16 protein-coding genes are annotated in these 17,083 nt (G+C 46.7%); 6 read left to right on the forward strand and 10 right to left on the reverse strand.

Annotated features, from left to right (window positions below; all coding sequences use genetic code 11):
* Nucleotides 1-52 precede the first annotated feature (52 nt).
* Nucleotides 53-2,188 carry a S9 family peptidase gene (locus tag ASC40_RS08835; protein WP_055439440.1) on the reverse strand — a complete coding sequence of 712 codons (2,136 nt, stop codon included), beginning with the start codon at nucleotides 2,186-2,188 and terminating at the stop codon, nucleotides 53-55.
* A 241-nt stretch (nucleotides 2,189-2,429) separates the two neighbouring features.
* Between ASC40_RS08835 and ASC40_RS08840 the strand changes: the two genes are divergently transcribed.
* The gene (locus ASC40_RS08840) at nucleotides 2,430-4,466 is read left to right on the forward strand and encodes a GGDEF domain-containing protein (protein ID WP_055439441.1); all 2,037 of its coding nucleotides are present in this window, start codon (nucleotides 2,430-2,432) and stop codon (nucleotides 4,464-4,466) included.
* A gap of 59 nt (nucleotides 4,467-4,525) precedes the next feature.
* Here ASC40_RS08840 and ASC40_RS08845 read toward each other — a convergent pair whose 3' ends face one another.
* Both ASC40_RS08845 and ASC40_RS08850 read right to left on the reverse strand, forming a co-directional pair.
* Nucleotides 4,526-6,661, reverse strand: coding sequence for a prolyl oligopeptidase family serine peptidase (locus ASC40_RS08845; protein WP_055439442.1), 2,136 nt, complete (start codon nucleotides 6,659-6,661; stop codon nucleotides 4,526-4,528).
* Nucleotides 6,662-6,689: 28 nt separating this feature from the next.
* Complete coding sequence (locus ASC40_RS08850; protein ID WP_055439443.1) at nucleotides 6,690-7,250, reverse strand: glutathione S-transferase family protein; 561 nt, start codon at nucleotides 7,248-7,250, stop codon at nucleotides 6,690-6,692.
* 54 nt (nucleotides 7,251-7,304) lie between these two features.
* Between ASC40_RS08850 and ASC40_RS08855 the strand changes: the two genes are divergently transcribed.
* Together ASC40_RS08855 and ASC40_RS08860 are read left to right on the forward strand one after the other, a co-directional pair.
* Nucleotides 7,305-7,910, forward strand: coding sequence for a DUF502 domain-containing protein (locus ASC40_RS08855; protein ID WP_055439444.1), 606 nt, complete (start codon nucleotides 7,305-7,307; stop codon nucleotides 7,908-7,910).
* Nucleotides 7,911-7,922: 12 nt separating this feature from the next.
* Nucleotides 7,923-8,576, forward strand: coding sequence for an alpha/beta hydrolase (locus ASC40_RS08860; protein WP_055439445.1), 654 nt, complete (start codon nucleotides 7,923-7,925; stop codon nucleotides 8,574-8,576).
* Here ASC40_RS08860 and ASC40_RS08865 read toward each other — a convergent pair.
* The 4 genes from ASC40_RS08865 to ASC40_RS08880 form a co-directional block, all read right to left on the reverse strand.
* Nucleotides 8,573-9,661, reverse strand: a complete 1,089-nt coding sequence (locus tag ASC40_RS08865; RefSeq protein ID WP_055439446.1) for a 5-(carboxyamino)imidazole ribonucleotide synthase — start codon at nucleotides 9,659-9,661, stop codon at nucleotides 8,573-8,575. The two genes, ASC40_RS08860 and ASC40_RS08865, sit on opposite strands and share 4 nt — an antisense overlap.
* Entirely contained in the window at nucleotides 9,658-10,152 is a 495-nt protein-coding gene (purE, locus tag ASC40_RS08870) for a 5-(carboxyamino)imidazole ribonucleotide mutase (RefSeq protein ID WP_055439447.1), read from the reverse strand. Before purE ends, ASC40_RS08865 begins: the two co-directional genes overlap by 4 nt.
* 94 nt (nucleotides 10,153-10,246) lie before the next feature.
* Nucleotides 10,247-11,260, reverse strand: coding sequence for a GGDEF domain-containing protein (locus tag ASC40_RS08875; protein ID WP_055439448.1), 1,014 nt, complete (start codon nucleotides 11,258-11,260; stop codon nucleotides 10,247-10,249).
* Nucleotides 11,261-11,262: 2 nt separating this feature from the next.
* The gene (locus tag ASC40_RS08880; RefSeq protein WP_055439449.1) at nucleotides 11,263-12,273 is read right to left on the reverse strand and encodes a GGDEF domain-containing protein; all 1,011 of its coding nucleotides are present in this window, start codon (nucleotides 12,271-12,273) and stop codon (nucleotides 11,263-11,265) included.
* Nucleotides 12,274-12,438: 165 nt separating this feature from the next.
* On the opposite strand from ASC40_RS08880, the gene ASC40_RS08885 reads away from it, so the two are divergent.
* Complete coding sequence (locus ASC40_RS08885; protein ID WP_055439450.1) at nucleotides 12,439-12,987, forward strand: hydrolase; 549 nt, start codon at nucleotides 12,439-12,441, stop codon at nucleotides 12,985-12,987.
* Between the two features lie 203 nt (nucleotides 12,988-13,190).
* Entirely contained in the window at nucleotides 13,191-13,397 is a 207-nt protein-coding gene (locus ASC40_RS08890) for a cold-shock protein (protein ID WP_055439451.1), read from the forward strand.
* Between the two features lie 53 nt (nucleotides 13,398-13,450).
* Here the strand turns inward: ASC40_RS08890 and cysE are convergent, their stop codons facing one another.
* The gene (cysE, locus tag ASC40_RS08895) at nucleotides 13,451-14,275 is read right to left on the reverse strand and encodes a serine O-acetyltransferase (RefSeq protein WP_055439452.1); all 825 of its coding nucleotides are present in this window, start codon (nucleotides 14,273-14,275) and stop codon (nucleotides 13,451-13,453) included.
* A gap of 176 nt (nucleotides 14,276-14,451) precedes the next feature.
* On the opposite strand from cysE, the gene ASC40_RS08900 reads away from it, so the two are divergent.
* Nucleotides 14,452-15,726, forward strand: a complete 1,275-nt coding sequence (locus tag ASC40_RS08900; protein ID WP_055439453.1) for a metal-dependent hydrolase family protein — start codon at nucleotides 14,452-14,454, stop codon at nucleotides 15,724-15,726.
* Nucleotide 15,727: 1 nt separating this feature from the next.
* On the opposite strand, the gene ASC40_RS08905 is transcribed toward ASC40_RS08900, so the two are convergent.
* Both ASC40_RS08905 and yihI read right to left on the reverse strand, forming a co-directional pair.
* Nucleotides 15,728-16,192, reverse strand: a complete 465-nt coding sequence (locus ASC40_RS08905; RefSeq protein ID WP_055439454.1) for a DUF2489 domain-containing protein — start codon at nucleotides 16,190-16,192, stop codon at nucleotides 15,728-15,730.
* Entirely contained in the window at nucleotides 16,182-16,700 is a 519-nt protein-coding gene (gene yihI / locus ASC40_RS08910) for a Der GTPase-activating protein YihI (RefSeq protein WP_055439455.1), read from the reverse strand. The genes ASC40_RS08905 and yihI overlap by 11 nt, the downstream gene beginning before the upstream one ends.
* Nucleotides 16,701-17,083 lie beyond the last annotated feature (383 nt).

Below are 17,083 nucleotides of genomic sequence, written 5' to 3' on the forward strand. Positions count from 1 at the left end.
GCTAGCAGATCCCGCCCTTTTTGTTTCGCTAATATCTAATATCTACTAGCTGTTAGCGCTGTTGCAGTAAGTTCAGGATAAAGGCGTATTCTTCAGCCACTTCCTTCATACGTGAGAAGCGCCCGCTACTCCCGCCATGCCCCGCCGCCATATTGGTTTTGAACATTAACGGGTTCGCATCGGTTTTATGAGCGCGTAACTTCGCTACCCACTTCGCCGGCTCGAAGTATTGAACCTGCGAGTCATGTAAACCAGTCGTTACCAAAATAGCTGGGTAGTCTTGTTTTTTCACCTGATCATACGGTGAGTACGACAGCATATAATCATAGTAAGGCTGGTGTTTTGGATTTCCCCATTCGTCAAATTCGTTGGTGGTTAAAGGTATGCTTTCGTCAAGCATGGTGGTTACCACATCAACAAAGGGGACATGGGCCATCATTCCACGGTATTTTTCTGGGGCCATATTGGCCACAGCGCCCATCAACAGACCGCCGGCACTCCCACCCATAGCAAACACTTTGTCTGGGTGCGCATATTTTTCGGCAACTAAATGTTCAGTTACTTCAATGAAGTCGGTAAACGTATTTATTTTGTTTAGCATTTTGCCATTTTCATACCATGCGCGGCCCATTTCTTGGCCACCACGAATATGGGCAATAGCATACACAAAGCCACGGTCCACTAAACTGAAAATGGTTGAACGGAAATATGGATCAGAACTTGAACCATATGAGCCGTAAGCATACTGGTAAAGCGGTGCGGTGCCGTCTTGTTGAAAGCCTTTTTTGTAAAGTAACGAGACCGGGATTTTCGTACCATCGCCAGCTGTCGCCCACGTACGAGCGGTTTCATACAAGCTACCGTCGTAATTTGGCACTTCGGTTCGCTTAAGAACTTCTTGTTCCTCTGTCGCCATGTTGTAGGCGAAAACCGTTGAAGGCGTGGTCAACGAGCTATAGGTATAACGCAAAATATCTGTATCTTGCTGCAGATTGCGTTCAAAACCTGTGACATAAGCCGCTTCATCGGAAGCAATAAACTGCGCTTGCTCTTCACTGTTCCAAGGCACAATGCGAATGCGGCGCAAGCCTTCGCTGCGCTCATTAATAGCTAGGTAGTTTGAGAACACCGCAAAGTCTTGGATAAACACATCATCTTTGTGCGCGACCAACGGCTGCCATTTGGTTTTGTCGCCAATATTGTCATGGCCGACTTCCATCAGCTGAAAATTAGGCGCATTTAAATCCGTCCGTATAATCCAACGGCCATCAATATGATCCGCGCTGTATTGAAAATCCCGCTCGCGCGGCGCAAGTACTTTGAATTCACCATCGGGTGTATCGGCATCTAACACGCGAACTTCGGTCGATACGGTTTGATCAAGATGAATTTGCACGTATTCACCGTCAGTCGTGTTATTGACGTACATATAAAACGTGTTGTCTGTTTCTTCGTACACTAACTCAGCGCTTTCTGCCGGCTGACCTAGACGGTATTTGAGAACACGTGTCGACAATAAGGTTTGCGGGTCGTTTTCAATCACAAACAAGGTCTTGTTGTCTTTCGCCCAAGCAATGGCAGCCGACAAACCAGATAACGTCTGCGCGTAGTCTGCGCCGGTGGTTAAATCACGAATACGTAATTCATATTGCCGCCGGCCAGTATTATCAACCATATAAGCTAGCAACTGCTGATTAGGGCTTACCGACCAGTTGCTGACGGCCATGTACTTTTGTCCTTCAGCCAACTTATTCACGTCAAGCATCACTTGCTCGTTGCCTTGGGCGTCGGTACGTACGTAGATTGGGTATTCTTTTCCTGCTTCATACTTAGTGGCGTATAAATAATCGCCCTTTTGATACGGAACCGAGCTGTCATCCTGTTTAATGCGCCCAATAATTTCTTGCTCTAAGGTTTTCGTTAAATCAGTATATTTTTCCCGATACGCATCATAATAGGCATTTTCAGACTCCAAGTACGCAATAACGTCTGGGTCAGTGCGGCTATCATCACGTAGCCAATAATAAGGATCTTGGCGATTACCTTGTGGCGACTCGACAATAAATGGACGTTGCTCAGCAACTGGTGCTTGCGCCGATGTGTCTACCGTTGGCTGTGGATTACACCCCACAAGCAACAATGCTGTAAGTGTTAACCCACTCACATAAAAGCGATTTTTTAAGGCCATTGTTATGGTTCCGAAAATAATGGAAATATAACTATACGACGCCACTGTCGTTGTGCAAGTTTTCAGTGTTACAAGTTGTTACATTTGCCTAAAAACTGGGTTATTATCGACCGACTAAACATCTGGTTAACATCAGCTCTTGCAAACGCTCATATTTTGCAGCTCATCGCATAAGGCATTACAAGTCCGACCAGATATGTCAATGTATATACTGAATTGCAGTTTTTATGTCGGGGGGCTGATGCCTAAAAATAATCTGATCATTGTGTTGCTTTTAAGCGTGGTTTTAACCACCGCTTATGCACAAGAGGTCTCTATTCCTCCGGTAGATGCCGCTATAGAAAGTCAGCTTGATGAAGTCTTGAATCAAGCCAATAGTGAAAACTCGATGCAGAATCTACTTGCAATCGAGGCTTCATTAACACCCGAAACGCCTTTAATGACACGCGTTCGTACCCTCAACTATATCGCCCTTTCTCACGGCTATCTTGGGGATATTGAGACAGCTGTCAAACAAATAGAAGAAGTAAAAGAAATCGCTCGGGTAAGCCGACTACCTGACGCTATTGCTGATGTTGCGGCAACGGAAATATTGTTGCTAGTTATGCAAGGTAAAGTGTCTGAGGCGCTTGCCAACTTAAACGATGCTTTAGTACCGTTAGAACAAGCGACCTCGCCACGCGTTCTATATTTTGTGAACAACTTAGCTTCTTATATTTACCAGCAACGCAGCCAGTTTGATCGTGCTTTGGAGCACCTCATTTATGCCGCGGATGCGGTGGCAAAAAGTAACGATAGCCGCACGCTAACGCGATTAATTACCACCAAAACACGCATCGCCACGCTTTATAACCAGCAGAAAAGCTATGACCTAGCATTGCAGCAGCTGGACGAAGCTCTGCAGCTGGCCGACAGCAACAATTTGCTCGACGAATATGAAGTGGATATTTTATTCGAGCGAGCAAGCCTCGAAACGTCGCGTAAAAATTACGACACCGCGCTTAGTTTATATCAACAAGTCATTGCGCGGGTTCAAGACGACCCTGAGCAATTAAATACCTACATTAGTGCGCTGAATAACATTGGCGATATTGATATACGTATGGGTGACTACACTGGCGCACGCCAAGTGTTAGAGCGCGCATACAACCTCGCTCAACTAAACGCTGATGCTTACGACCCTGAAGTTATTTTATTTAATCTCGGCTATGTTGATGTTTTTTTGGGTGATATTGAAAAAGGTTTGCGTGAAATGCGCGAGGTTGTCGAGCCAGCTCGTGAAACTTGGTCGCCTGCCGAGCTTGAAGGTTTGTTAGGTGAGTACGCCGAGGCTTTAGTGCATATTGGTCAGCAATATGAAGCTGTAAATGTGCTTATCGAGCAACGAGAGCTGCGTGAGAAAGCCTACCAAAATGAACAGCAGAAAAGCATCGCTGAATTACAAAACTTGTATGACAGCAAAGACAAAGCCATGCAAATTGAGTTGTTATCGCAGAAAAATGAGCTTAATCAGCAGCTCATCGAAAACGAAAGCCAGAAGCGCACCATTTTGCTGCTATTAGTTATTGTTGCGATTTTTGCCATGATTTTTGTCGCCTTTGCCTACCGCGCTGCGCGTCGTAGTAACCGCGAGCTTAAAGTGGCAAACAGTAAGCTAGCTGAGCAGTCGGTACGAGACCCGCTAACCGGATTGCTAAACCGCCGTGCGTTGCAGAATAAATTGCGAGCACCGCATGAGGTGTCTCACGACGCTATGCTGTTAATGGATGTAGATCATTTTAAACGGATTAATGACAACCTAGGGCACGCAGCTGGCGATGACGTACTGATTGAAGTGTCTAAGCGCCTACTTCAAGTGTCTCGCGAGTCGGACATGGTGGTACGCTGGGGTGGTGAAGAGTTCTTAATTTACCTAAGCAACACCGAAGCGTCAAAAATGCCAATCATGGCTAAGCGCATGCTCGATGTCATTGCGTCTACGCCAATTAAAGCCGGCGACCAAGACATTTGGGTAAGCGCGACTGCTGGTTTTATCAGCTATCCGTTTGCTGACCTTAACGAAAACCAAATGGACTGGGAAGAAACCCTACAGCTTGCAGACATGGTGCTTTACGCCGGTAAAATGCATGGCCGCAACCAAGCTTGGGGCGTGATGGCATTAAATAAGCCGTTTAACGAAGTGCAAAAGCAACTAGAAACTGATTTGCCTGGCGCCATTGAGCAAGGCGCAATTACTGTGGAAATTATTCACGGCCCTGAACAAAACCAGGAATCTTAATAACTAAAAAAGCCCCGAAGCAAATTTCGGGGCTTTTCTTTTGGTTGAATCTAGCAAGCTTAAATTTTCTTAATACCCATGTTCCACAAGGTGAAACCGTAGATATCAGCATACTGCTCAATGGTTTTCGAAACCGGTGTACCGGCACCATGACCAGCATTGGTCTCAATACGAATGAGCTGCGGATTCGCTCCAGCATCTTTGGCTTGCAACTCTGCTGCAAACTTAAATGAGTGCGCAGGAACAACACGGTCATCGTGGTCGCCCGTGGTGATTAGGGTTGCTGGGTAGTGTGTACCTTGCTTCACGTTATGCACCGGTGAGTAGCCATACAAGTATTCGAACATTGCTTCGCTGTCTTCTGCGGTGCCGTAGTCATATGCCCAACCAGCGCCAGCAGTAAAGGTATGGTAGCGCAGCATATCAAGTACACCCACAGCTGGTAACGCAACTTGCATTAAGTCTGGGCGCTGTGTCATAACCGCACCGACCAGCAAGCCACCATTAGAACCGCCACGTACAGCAAGCTTCTCACTAGATGTGTAGTTTTCGGCAATCAGGTATTCAGCGGCTGCAATGAAATCATCAAATACATTTTGCTTCTTCATTTGCGTACCGGCGTCGTGCCACTTCTTGCCATACTCACCGCCACCGCGTAGGTTAGCAACCGCATAAACACCGCCCAGTTCAAGCCACATAGCATTAGTCATGCTAAATGAAGGGGTTAAGCTGACATTAAAGCCGCCATAGCCGTACAAGATTGTCGGGTTAGTACCGTCAAGCTCAATACCTTTTTTATAGGTAATGATCATGGGTACTTTGGTGCCGTCTTTTGAGCTATAGAAAACCTGCTTAGACTCATAAGCTGAGCTGTCAAATTCGGCTTTTGACTCGGCATACACGGATGACTCACCGGCATCAGCATCAAAGGCATAAATAGTGCCCGGCGTGCTGTAGTTGGTGAAGGTGTAGTAAAGCACTTCTTCGTCTTTCTTGCCGCTAAAGCCACCAATGCTGCCTACGCCAGGTAGCTCAACGTCGCGAACCAACTCGCCGTCATAGGTGTATTGCTTAACCTGCGCAATGGCATCAACCATGTATTCTGCAAAAATATAGCCAGCGCCCGTTGCTGGGCTTAATACATTTTCGGTTTCTGGAATAAGGTCTTGCCAGTTTTCTACTTGCGGGTTACTTGCATCCACCGTGACCACGCGTTTGTTGGGCGCGTCTAAGTCGGTGACCATGAACAGCTTGCTGCCCCGGTTATCAATCACATAGGTGTCAGAGTCGGTGTGATCAAGGACAGTGACTAAATCACTGTCCGGCTTGCTTAGATCTTTCAAAAACAGTTTGTTGCCAGACGTAGAAACCGCTGCGGTAATCACTAAATAACGGTCGTCTTCGGTGACTTGGCCACCCACGTAACGATGCTTTTCGGCTTCGGTACCGCCAAACACAACCGCATCATCGGCTTGTGAGGTGCCTAGTTTATGGTAATAAAGCTTGTGTTGATCGGTTTTGGCCGACAGCTCACTGCCCTCAGGCTTGTCGTAGCTTGAGTAATAGAAGCCTTCATTGCCATACCATGAAATACCACTGAATTTAACGTCAACCAAGGTTGGTTCAAGTTGTTCTTTGGTTTCAACGTCAATGACAATAATTTTGCGCCAGTCACTACCACCTTCAGAAATGGCATAAGCGGCCAGCGAACCGTCTTTCGAGAAGCTCAGTGTCGCCAGCGAGGTGGTACCGTCTTCACTAAAGGTATTCGGGTCTAAAAACACCTCGGTGTTGCCCTGTTCGTCAGTACGATAAACCACGTACTGATTTTGCAAGCCATCGTTTTTATAAAAGTACGTGTATTTACCTTCTTTAAACGGTGCGCCAACTTTCTCGTAGTTCCATAATTCGGTTAATCGCTCTTTAATTTGGTCGCGATAAGGAATCTGCTCTAGGTACTCAAAGGTCACTTCGTTTTGTGCTTTTACCCAAGCCTCTGTTTCTGCTGAACGGTCATCTTCAAGCCAACGATAAGGGTCAGCAACAACGTTGCCAAAATACTCATCAGTCACATTTCCGCGCACCGTCATCGGGTAGGTTATTTTAGCGTCCACCGCCGTCTCCGTATGGGTGTCTTTTTGTGGTGAACAAGCGCTTAACAAAGCAACGCTTGCCGCCGCGACAAAATATTTCATGCTGGTTAACTCCCCTTAATGGTTATTTTTAACTTAATGCTGGGTGCGTATTCGCAAACCAAGGTTGGCTGTTTAACGCACGCAAAAATTGTTGTAATTGAGCATAGTCAGCAACGTGAATGCGCTCACGAAACTGCGCCCAACTTAAAAAACAAGCAAGTCGTAACTGACCATCGGTGTAAGGCCCTTCAAGTGGCCATTGGCGTTGATTAAGTTCGCGCAAAATCGCTGTTACTCGCTCGTGTTGGCGCACAATATATTGACTGTGCTCTCCGGTAATGCCGTCTCGTTCAAGCAAAAATACGTTTACTGTGGCATCCAGTGCCGTGTTGACCATACAAAACAGATCAAAGTCTTCGACGCTCTGCTCGCTTGTTTGCTGAGCTTGTTCACGCGCGTAACGAATAATTGATGCTGAATCGTACAGCATCACCTCACCATCTTGCAAAAAAGGAACTCGCTTGGTCGGAGATTGTTGGGCACTTTGCGTGTAGTCGGTTGGAATAAACTGAAAGTCTTGATGCAACTGGGCCAAAACAATCCGACAATGGCGCACATAAGGTGACGTGTAACTACCAAATAACTTCATAATCCACCCCAAAAAACGTTAAGCTATACATACTAACAGCTTGAGACTATTACCATGAAACGTGTCATACAGTATCTACTGAAAGGCTTAACGATTCTACTACCAATTGTGGTGACCATTGCGTTGGTTCACTGGTTTTTAGTGACTATTGAAACTTGGCTTCGCCCCATTTGGGAATCTATTTTGGGCGATAAGTATTATTTCCCGGGGCTTGCCTTTTTGAGCTTCATTGTCATTGCCATGGTTGTGGGGTTCAGTGCCCGCTGGCGTTTTATCAACCAAGTTTGGCAGTTTCCCGGCAATATCATGGAGAAAATGCCTTTACTGCGTAGTTTGTATGGCACCATAACTGATGTTTTTGACCTAATGTCGGGCAAAAGCTTTTCGGATGAGTCGGTCGTACGCGTTTCCCTGCCCGGTGCAGACGTGAAACTTATTGGCATCGTCACGAAAAAGCCAGGACAAAAAGATGATCGTTTATCAGCATTACTTGACGACGACCACATTGCGGTATTTTTGCCAATGAGCTACAACGTCGGCGGCTATATGATCATCGTACCGCGTAGCAGCGTCGAGACGCTTGATATGTCTCCCGCAGACGCCATGCAAATGACGATAAGTGGCGGCTTAGGTAAGAATAGAAACCATAAAGACGATTAAATTGGAGTATTAATGTCGTATTTACCTTGTGTAGAAATTGAACCTGACCAAACAGCAACACATGCCATTATCTGGCTGCATGGGCTGGGCGCCGACGGCAATGACTTCGCGCCGCTGGTACCACACTTAACACCGCCCGCAGCGGTACGTTTTGTGTTCCCTCATGCACCACAAATTCCAGTCACTATTAATGGCGGTATGCGCATGCCGGCTTGGTACGATATTTTAAATATGTCGATTGACCGAGAAGTAGACGAAACCCAACTACGCGCTTCAGCAAGCGCTGTTCATCAGCTAATAGAGCGCGAAATTAAGCGCGGTATTGCCGCTGAGAATATTATCTTAGCAGGGTTCTCTCAAGGTGGAGCTGTTGCTTATGAGGCCGCGCTGACTTACACAAAACCACTGTGTGGGTTATTGGCTTTATCAACTTATTTGGCAACGAAAGACTCTATTGTGCTTAATTCAGCGAACCAGTCGATACCCATTTTGGTACAACACGGCAAACAAGATCCAGTCGTACCAGAAAGCTTAGGCACGCAAGCTTATACCTGGCTACAACAGAAAGGGTACTCGGTACACTACCAAACCTTCAACATGCAGCACCAAGTGTGCGCTGAGCAGGTGCAAGCCATCAATACATGGCTACATGAGGTTCTGGCCTAGTCGGCCAGAACCTGCAATTTTTCTGCCCATTGCGCTACCCATTTTATCGCGGTGTCGCGGTTTGCGGTGCGAATGTTTACATGGCCGACTTTGCGACCGGGCCGCGGCTCTTTGTTATACCAGTGGCATTGAGTATCTGGGTGGTGCCACAAACCTGCAGGAATTTGGTCTGCGCCGATAACATTGAGCATAAGTGTTGGTTCTAGCCGTAATAATGGTAATGGCATGCCGGTCAACGCGCGAATGTGCAGATCAAATTGACTGCAGTTCGCGCCGGTCATAGTCCAATGACCAGAATTATGAACCCGTGGTGCTATTTCGTTTACCAATAAACGGCTTTGCTTGCCATCACTTACAACAAAAAATTCAATCGCCAAAACGCCAACGTAATTTAGTGCATCGGTTAACCGGCGAAAAGCGTCTTCCGCTTGTTGCTGAAGCGCATCATCAACTGGGTCTATAGCACCTAAGCTATAACTCAAAATTCCTTTGTCGTGCACGTTGGTGATTAATGGGTAGCAACAAATGCTACCGTCTTTGCTCCGCGCACCCACTAACGACACTTCGCGCTCAAATGGAATCATATGTTCAGCAATGCCAGGCGCTTGGCCGGCTTGCTGCGCAAGCTCAGCTGGGTTATCTGCTAATTTAAAACGCCATTGGCCTTTGCCGTCATACCCACCACGGGCAGCTTTAAGTACTAGGGGTTGTTCTGCTTGGTTTAGTATTTTTAACAGTTCGTCGGCGTCTCGGTATGTCTGCCAAGGTGACGTTGCAACCCGACAGTCATCAAACAGTTTTTTCTCGGCTCGACGGTCAGTTAGACTTTTAATGCGAGCTGGGTCCATTAAAAATTTGTCGTGTGCGGCGGCTAATATATCCGCCGGAATATCTTCATGCTCCCAACTCACCACGTCTGCCCAAGCAATGGCATCAGCTAGACTCATCGATAAGTCGAGCTGTGCACTTAAAGGCTTAACGGTATTAGTTCGGGTACTAAATAATAGGCATTCATGTCCGTGTCCAATGCCGCTAGCACCTAACATTTGGCCAAGTTGCCCATCACCGACGAACAGAATTTTCATGCGTCCGGTAACTCCAACTTGGGGCCATTCATCACTTTTTCGCGTTGCTCCGCACGAAATGCATGCACACGTTCACGAACAGCAGCATCGAACGAACCAATAATTTGTGCCGCCAACAACCCGGCATTCGCTGCGCCAGCTTGGCCTACCGCCAATGTACCCACGGCAACACCTTTGGGCATTTGTACAATTGACAATAAACTATCAAGCCCTTTGAGTTGCTTACTTGGAACCGGAACACCTAACACAGGAATTGCGGTAAATGCTGCGAGCATGCCTGGTAAATGCGCTGCTCCACCTGCGCCAGCAATCACCACTGGCACACCGTCACGTTCGGCTTGTTCCATGGTGGTTTTCAATAAATCAGGGGTACGATGAGCAGACACAACCTCTGCGCGCCATTCAACGCCGAGATCTTTAAGCATTTGTGCTGCTTGCTGCATAACGGGCCAATCGGATTGCGAACCCATGAGAATAAGAACAGGTGCCATTGTTTGCTCCGTGTTTGCTACATGAGTGATTACATGAGCGACTAGGTGTTTTTAAAGCAGCGAATTGTAACGGTGACAAGCCTTTGGTGCAAATTTATTGAGCAATTCTCAATCGATTCCGTCCATCGCTTTTTGCTTTGTCTTTCGCCGCATCCACTCGCTCTAACCAATCACCCCAGCTTTGGCCTTTACGCCATTGAGCCACTCCGGCACTTGCTGTCACTGTTGTCATCATGCTTTTAATTGCGAACGGTTCATGACGCAAACCATCAAGAACTTCACCCGCTAAAACAGCGGCTTGCTTAATATCGGTATTCGGGAAAATAATCAAAAACTCGGCGCCACCGCTACGCAGCGCAATGTCATTGTGACGGCAGTAACGCATGATTCGTTTCGCAGTTTCTTTTAAAACTTCATCACCAAACATGTAGCCAAATTTATCGTTCACACTGCGAAATGAGTCTAAATCGAGCATCATAAGGCTCACCGGTTGCACGCTGCGCTCGGCCTGTTGCAACGATTGTTGTAGCATGTCGTTCACATAGTCGCGACGGTAGAAGCCAGTAAGCGGGTCGGTTGCATACAGCTTGGTAATATTGCGCTGCATGTAACTCATCATCATCAAAAACACTCCACCGACACCTATTAGTACTAACATCGACAGGCCAATACGCCAAGCGTATTCAAACGGTAAAAAATTGTACATTACGGCCGCAAAAAGCGCGTAAATTAGCATAATGACCAGCACAAAAATGGTCTTATCAAACATAAAGAAGACCATCGCCAGCACTGGGTACATCCAATAAACCCCCATCATACCTGTTGATGTCATCGACACGCTGACTAAGGTTCCTAATGCACAAATAAATAGAAAGTTTATCCATTGAGGCGCAAGTTCATTGCGATAAATAACTCCGGTAAGAATGAAAGCTAAAGCGACACAAGTTAACGCACCGGCTTCTAGCCAGCGCGACTGCGCAACTAAAATGCCAGCCAATACCAACACCACAAGCCCAACACCAAAGTAAATTGTGCGCATGGCTACAAGGCGAAATTGCTGCCATAAATTAAGGTTGCCTAAGGGGTAGGCGGCTGATGCTGTGTTCATAGTTAAATTTCCGTGTAACCTTCAGCCACACATACTTGGTTGCGGCCTTTGCGTTTTGCTTCAAGTAAAGCAGTATCGGCACTGTTTATCCACTCAGCCCAAGACTGCTCAGCCCGTAACTGCGCAACACCAATACTCACTGTTAAATGCACTTGTACATCTTTACCGTCAAAGGGTTCATCCGCCACCGTCGAAAGCAATTTTTGTGCAACCTTTTCGGCTTCTGACAAATCGGTTTCCGGCAATACCACTAAAAATTCTTCGCCACCTACTCGAAACAACTGATCGTTCACGCGTAGCCGTTGTTTTAATCGCTTAGCAAGTTGTTTTAGCATTTGGTCACCAAAAAGGTGCCCGTATTTATCGTTGAGCAACTTAAAATGGTCTAAGTCAAGCATTAGCAAACTCGCGGACCTATTGTAGCGCTTGAAACTTGCAAGCAGCTCATTGAGTACCCCGGTTAGCCTGTGGCGGTTTTGCAACCCCGTTAAGGTGTCGGTAATAACCAGCTGATGCAATAAACGCTGCATTCGACCAAGCATCACCACAAAAACACTGCCCAAAACTAGAATTACGCTCAACGACGCCGTGATACGCCACGCATCATCCAGCTCCATAAACGAAATTGCCGCAGCGCTGATGGCTACAGTAATTGTCATGGCTAGGGCTATGGCATAACCATCACGAAACATAAAAAAACTAGAAACTAATAATGGGTAAGCCCAGTAAATGCCAATAACGCCGTTTTGTTTAATGGACATTGCACAGATAGCGGTCAGCAGCACCATAAACAGTAGCCGCCAGTAATTTGGAATACGTTGCGCACGAAATGTGTAGGCAATGGCCGCAAACACTATGGCCGCGGTGAACATGACCGCCGCCTGCAAATAATGATTTAGCCACAGTTGCGCCCCGGTTAAACCTAGCAACGTCACCGCACCCGCCCACACCATGTTGCGAGTTACTTTATTGCGGAAATTTTGCAGTAACGTATCGGCCGATTTATCGGTCATGGCCAGCATCCTTCTGACACAGGGAGCCTTAGAATAAGGACCAAAGTTTAACATACGGTCTTCAAACTATAGCGTAGCATTAGGAATAGCAATATGTTTACGGCATAATCAAGTCATAAACTCTGGCGTTCAAACTAAACAAAAGTAATTAGAGGAAGCAACCCCATGCTCATGCAAGTTGATCAAAGCGTTCTCGTTATTGTCGATGCTCAGGAGAAGTTGGCACCGGTTATTCACCAACGTGACTTGTTGATTGCGCGTATGCGCTGGCTTGGGGAAATTGCTAATGAGTTGGATGTTCCTGTTTTAGTCACAGAACAATATCCAAAGGGTTTAGGTATTAGTGTTGATGACTTAGCGGGTGTGATTGAAAATGCTCAAGTAGTTGAAAAATTGCACTTTAGCGCCATGCAAGAACCAAATTTTGTCAATGCTCTCAGTGATATATCGCGCCCACAAGTGGTGTTGGTGGGCATGGAAACTCACGTTTGTATTTTGCAAACGGCGCTCGATTTAATGGCCGACGACTACCAAGTGTTCGTGGTGGAAGACGCTGTAGGCTCACGCCGCGACAGTGATAAGCAAACAGCGTTAAAGCGTATGCGCCAAGAAGGGGTGGTCATTATTTCGTCAGAAATGGCAGCCTATGAATGGCTGCATCGTTCAGGCACAGACCAGTTCCGTCACATTACCAAGAATTGGATTCGCGGCTAGATCTTGTCGGGGCGTTAATAATTCTTTAATTGACAGTAAGTAAGATCAGCGTATACTGACGGTCGCTAGAAAAAATTCGGCTGTCTAATTGTGGCCTGTTACGAAGTCTATTGCTGTACCTCGTTTTGTAAGTCCCCAAGTACTACACGTAATTTTTATTAGCAATACCCTAGATTTTCACATGCACTACGAGGAATCACAGCATGTCTACAGTAACTGGTAAAGTAAAATTCTTTAACGAAGCTAAAGGTTTCGGTTTCATCGAGCAAGAGCAAGGCGCTGACGTATTCGTACATTTCTCAGCTATCCAATCAGACGGTTTCAAAACCTTAGCTGAAGGCCAAACTGTTCAGTTCACTATTGAGCAAGGTCCTAAAGGCCCACAGGCTTCTAACGTAGTTCCTATGTAATTACGTTTCTTCTAGCGAAGAATTCCCAAAGGCCGCTCATTGAGCGGCCTTTTTTATTTCTGGCTTTCCTTTTGCTTTGCCTTTTGGCCTGATTTTTGGCGCAGTTCTGCGGCCTTCTGCTCTTCGGTCACAAAGTCCATATCGTCAAGCTGTACTTCTGGAATCTCCTCACAAACGCTGCCCCCCAGTTTATTAACCGCACAACATAAGTCAGCAACCTTTTGGTCAAGAACATGAACATGGTCTAGCATACGACCAATTGCAGTTGCCACAGGGTCAGGGTTATCGGCGGAAATAGCATAAGCATCAAAGCCGTATTGCTTCGCAATTTGCTCGCGGCGCTTTTGCACTTCACTACTACTTTTCGTTGCACTGGCTACACGCGCTGGAATACCGACCACGGTCACCTCTGCGGGAACATCTTTTACCACCACTGCATTAGAGCCAATACGGGCGTTCTCTCCTACTTCAATAGGCCCGAGCACTTTCGCACCTGCACCAATAACCACGCCGTTTTTTAGCGTTGGATGGCGCTTACCATGATTCCAACTTGTGCCGCCAAGCGTAACCCCATGATAAATAGTTACATCATCACCAATTTCTGCGGTTTCACCAATAACAACACCCATGCCATGATCAATGAAGAAACGCCGCCCAATGCGTGCTCCTGGGTGAATTTCGATACCTGTAAACCACCGCGACAAAGTAGATACAAACCGCGCTAGCCAAAGCAAACGCCAAAGCCACAAGCGATGTGCTACACGGTGCCACCAAATAGCGTGGAGCCCTGGGTAAGTCGTTAATACCTCAAAGGCATTGCGCGCAGCTGGGTCTCGCGCAAAAACACTTTTGATATCTTCTCGAATACGATTAAACATGAAAGCAGAAACCTTTGGCTGATTTAGACGCCTAGTATACCAATTTATCGCTATTCTGCGTTAGTAAAGCGAGAAAAAGCGCCTAATGGCCACCATATACGTTGACCGCATAGTGATCCGATCGCTATGGTGTAAGCTAAATAAACTATAACAAATAGCTCAGGAAGGAATTAACCATGCGACGTTTACTTACCTTGACCGTGGCACTTGGATTTACCAGTGTCAGCCACGCTGATACCTTGGTTTATGCGGGTACACTTATTGATGGCACCCAAGCAAATCCGAAAACGGATATGACCATTGTTATTGATAACGGGAAAATAACCGCCATTGAAAAAGGGTTCAAGGAACCGACAGCGAACGATTTAGTGATCGATCGTCGACAAGGTACTGTCATGCCTGGCTTTATAGACATGCATACTCATTTAACGTCGCAGTTAGGCCCCGGTAGCTATATGCACAAGTTCACCCACAGCGCTGCTGACGTTACTTTAGATGCTGTTAATTACGCCAATAAGACACTTATGGCCGGTTTTACCACGGTTCGAGATTTAGGCGACTCATACAACGCCAGTATCGCGCTTCGTAACGCGGTTAATGCCGGCAAAGTTGTAGGCCCGCGCATTTATACCGCCGGCAAATCATTAGCGACAACCGGTGGCCACGCTGACCCCACTAACGGTGCATATAAAGGTCTTTATGAAAGCCCAAGCCCTGCAGATGGTGTTTTAAATGGCCCTTACGAGGCCCGTGAAGCGGTTCGCGCCCGTTATCAAGACGGTGCAGACCTTATTAAGCTGACCGTAACTGGGGGCGTTTTGAGTGTTGCCAAAAGTGGGCAGAATCCCCAATTTATGACAGATGAACTGGAGTCAGTTGTTCAAACCGCCAAAGACTATGGCATGAAGGTGACCGTTCATGCGCATGGCAAAGAGGGCATGTTGCGCGCAATTGCAGCGGGCGTGAACTCTATCGAGCATGGTACCTATATGGACGCTGAAGTAATGACAGCGATGAAGAAAAAAAATGTGTACTTCGTGCCAACCATCACTGCAGGTCGTTCGGTGGCCGATCGGGCGAAAATCGATGGTTTCTTCCCTGATATTGTACGCCCGAAAGCGGCTGCAATTGGCCCTAAAATTCAGTCAACATTCGCTGAGGCATACAAAGCTGGGGTAAAAATTGCGTTTGGCACCGACGCCGGGGTTTTCGATCACGGTGAAAACTATCGTGAGTTTATTTACATGGTAGAAGCTGGCATGCCACCTTTGACAGCGATTCGCAGTGCAACAGCGGAAGCGGCGAAACTATTAGGTGTGGACGATATTGGAACAATTGAAGTAGGAAAACGTGCGGACGTCGTCGCCGTTGAAGGTAACCCGCTAAACAATATTGAATTGCTCAGCGGCGTCAACTTGGTTATCAAAGACGGTAAAGTTTACAAGCAATAACTTAACCAAAGTCTTTCAGCAGCTGGCGGACGTCTTGCAAAATGACGTCTTCCAGTTCTTGTTCATACCCTTCGCGTTCACTATCCATTTTACGGATTTCTTGTTTAGGATATTGCTTGCGTGCTTCATGCGTAGGCATGTGTTTAATACGTTCATACATGTCGTGCAACGCCGGATAACGAGCCGCATATTTAGCCTCAACGGACTCAACGCGCAGGTCAAGCAGCACCACTAAGCGCAAAGCACCTTCAGACAACGGGCATTGGCCTTGGTCCATGGCTTTGGCGATAGTCACTATGCTTTCATGCAGGTTTTCGTTGCGCTTTGCTAAGGCATCGTCGCGGCGTTGGTTCTGCTGTTTTAGCTGCCCTAACAGGCGCCCCGCGTAAAACGCTAGCGCGCAAATAATTACAATGCCGACTAATGCTGCAATCCAAGCCCACAATGGCAAGCTGCTATCTGTCATCGTCACCCTCAAATTCGTTGTCAAATTCTAGGTCATCGAAATCATCATCGCTGTCGTCAATTTCAATGCCTAATTGGTCAGCAAGTTGTGCAAAGCGTTCTGTGCGCTCTTCAACATAACGTGCTTCGTTGGCAGAAAGTTCATCGCCCTCGTCCGCACGGTCAAGCAACGCCTGCAAGCGCTCATCGTTTTCAATGGCATTTAGCTCAGCCAAAGCTGCCTTACGGTCAAACGCAGGCTTAGTCGCTTCTTCTAACTGGTCAGGATGGATAAGTTGAATAGGCTTTTTACTACCGAACCGTGGGTCTTCTGACGCCTGCCTACCGGCTGCACCTGACGATTGCCGCTGATCATTGCTAACATTGAAGCGGCTACCCGGTTTACGCCCCTTATTTTTGTGCGGCGCTTTAGCCGGCGCTTTCGCGCGGCTTGGCTTTTCCCATTCAGGTTGAGTTTTTTTGGCCGCAGCAAGTGGGCCAGTTTTGCGAGTCTTTTTGACGCGAGTCATGTGTGCTTCCAGAACAGGTGAATTTGAAACTAGCACATAGTTTACCTGATCTTGCAGACAATAAAAAAGGCGATGTTTCCATCGCCTGATTTATTCTCAATCTTTCACACAGCGCACGTGCGATTTCGAGAACGGTTGTCATTATCTTCCATGTTTTTAATTATAACGTCCGTGAGCTTTTTATTATTATTGTTATTAGTTAAAGCGCATTAACTCAAGCTCTGTTCTTATTATTGTGCTTGGTTAAAAGGCGGCCTCCTGGCCGTGTTTTTATTCCCTGGATTTTAATTCTTAACTTAGCTAAGCCTTATTCTACGTGGCTTCGCTAAAATCCAATGGCATTCAATGTACTTATTCGTGGCAAATTATCAATGATTATTATG

It is taken from the genome of Pseudidiomarina woesei (assembly GCF_001418345.1).
Classification (GTDB): Bacteria; Pseudomonadota; Gammaproteobacteria; order Enterobacterales; family Alteromonadaceae; genus Pseudidiomarina; species Pseudidiomarina woesei.

Excerpts from the sequence above, each read along its gene's own strand:
- ASC40_RS08835 (WP_055439440.1), bottom strand. The coding sequence starts at position 2,188 with ATGGCCTTAAAAAATCGCTTTTATGTGAGTGGGTTAACACTTACAGCA.
- ASC40_RS08840 (WP_055439441.1), top strand. The coding sequence starts at position 2,430 with ATGCCTAAAAATAATCTGATCATTGTGTTGCTTTTAAGCGTGGTTTTA.
- ASC40_RS08845 (WP_055439442.1), bottom strand. The coding sequence starts at position 6,661 with ATGAAATATTTTGTCGCGGCGGCAAGCGTTGCTTTGTTAAGCGCTTGT.
- ASC40_RS08850 (WP_055439443.1), bottom strand. The coding sequence starts at position 7,250 with ATGAAGTTATTTGGTAGTTACACGTCACCTTATGTGCGCCATTGTCGG.
- ASC40_RS08855 (WP_055439444.1), top strand. The coding sequence starts at position 7,305 with ATGAAACGTGTCATACAGTATCTACTGAAAGGCTTAACGATTCTACTA.
- ASC40_RS08860 (WP_055439445.1), top strand. The coding sequence starts at position 7,923 with ATGTCGTATTTACCTTGTGTAGAAATTGAACCTGACCAAACAGCAACA.
- ASC40_RS08865 (WP_055439446.1), bottom strand. The coding sequence starts at position 9,661 with ATGAAAATTCTGTTCGTCGGTGATGGGCAACTTGGCCAAATGTTAGGT.
- purE (WP_055439447.1), bottom strand. The coding sequence starts at position 10,152 with ATGGCACCTGTTCTTATTCTCATGGGTTCGCAATCCGATTGGCCCGTT.
- ASC40_RS08875 (WP_055439448.1), bottom strand. The coding sequence starts at position 11,260 with ATGAACACAGCATCAGCCGCCTACCCCTTAGGCAACCTTAATTTATGG.
- ASC40_RS08880 (WP_055439449.1), bottom strand. The coding sequence starts at position 12,273 with ATGACCGATAAATCGGCCGATACGTTACTGCAAAATTTCCGCAATAAA.
- ASC40_RS08885 (WP_055439450.1), top strand. The coding sequence starts at position 12,439 with ATGCTCATGCAAGTTGATCAAAGCGTTCTCGTTATTGTCGATGCTCAG.
- ASC40_RS08890 (WP_055439451.1), top strand. The coding sequence starts at position 13,191 with ATGTCTACAGTAACTGGTAAAGTAAAATTCTTTAACGAAGCTAAAGGT.
- cysE (WP_055439452.1), bottom strand. The coding sequence starts at position 14,275 with ATGTTTAATCGTATTCGAGAAGATATCAAAAGTGTTTTTGCGCGAGAC.
- ASC40_RS08900 (WP_055439453.1), top strand. The coding sequence starts at position 14,452 with ATGCGACGTTTACTTACCTTGACCGTGGCACTTGGATTTACCAGTGTC.
- ASC40_RS08905 (WP_055439454.1), bottom strand. The coding sequence starts at position 16,192 with ATGACAGATAGCAGCTTGCCATTGTGGGCTTGGATTGCAGCATTAGTC.
- yihI (WP_055439455.1), bottom strand. The coding sequence starts at position 16,700 with ATGACTCGCGTCAAAAAGACTCGCAAAACTGGCCCACTTGCTGCGGCC.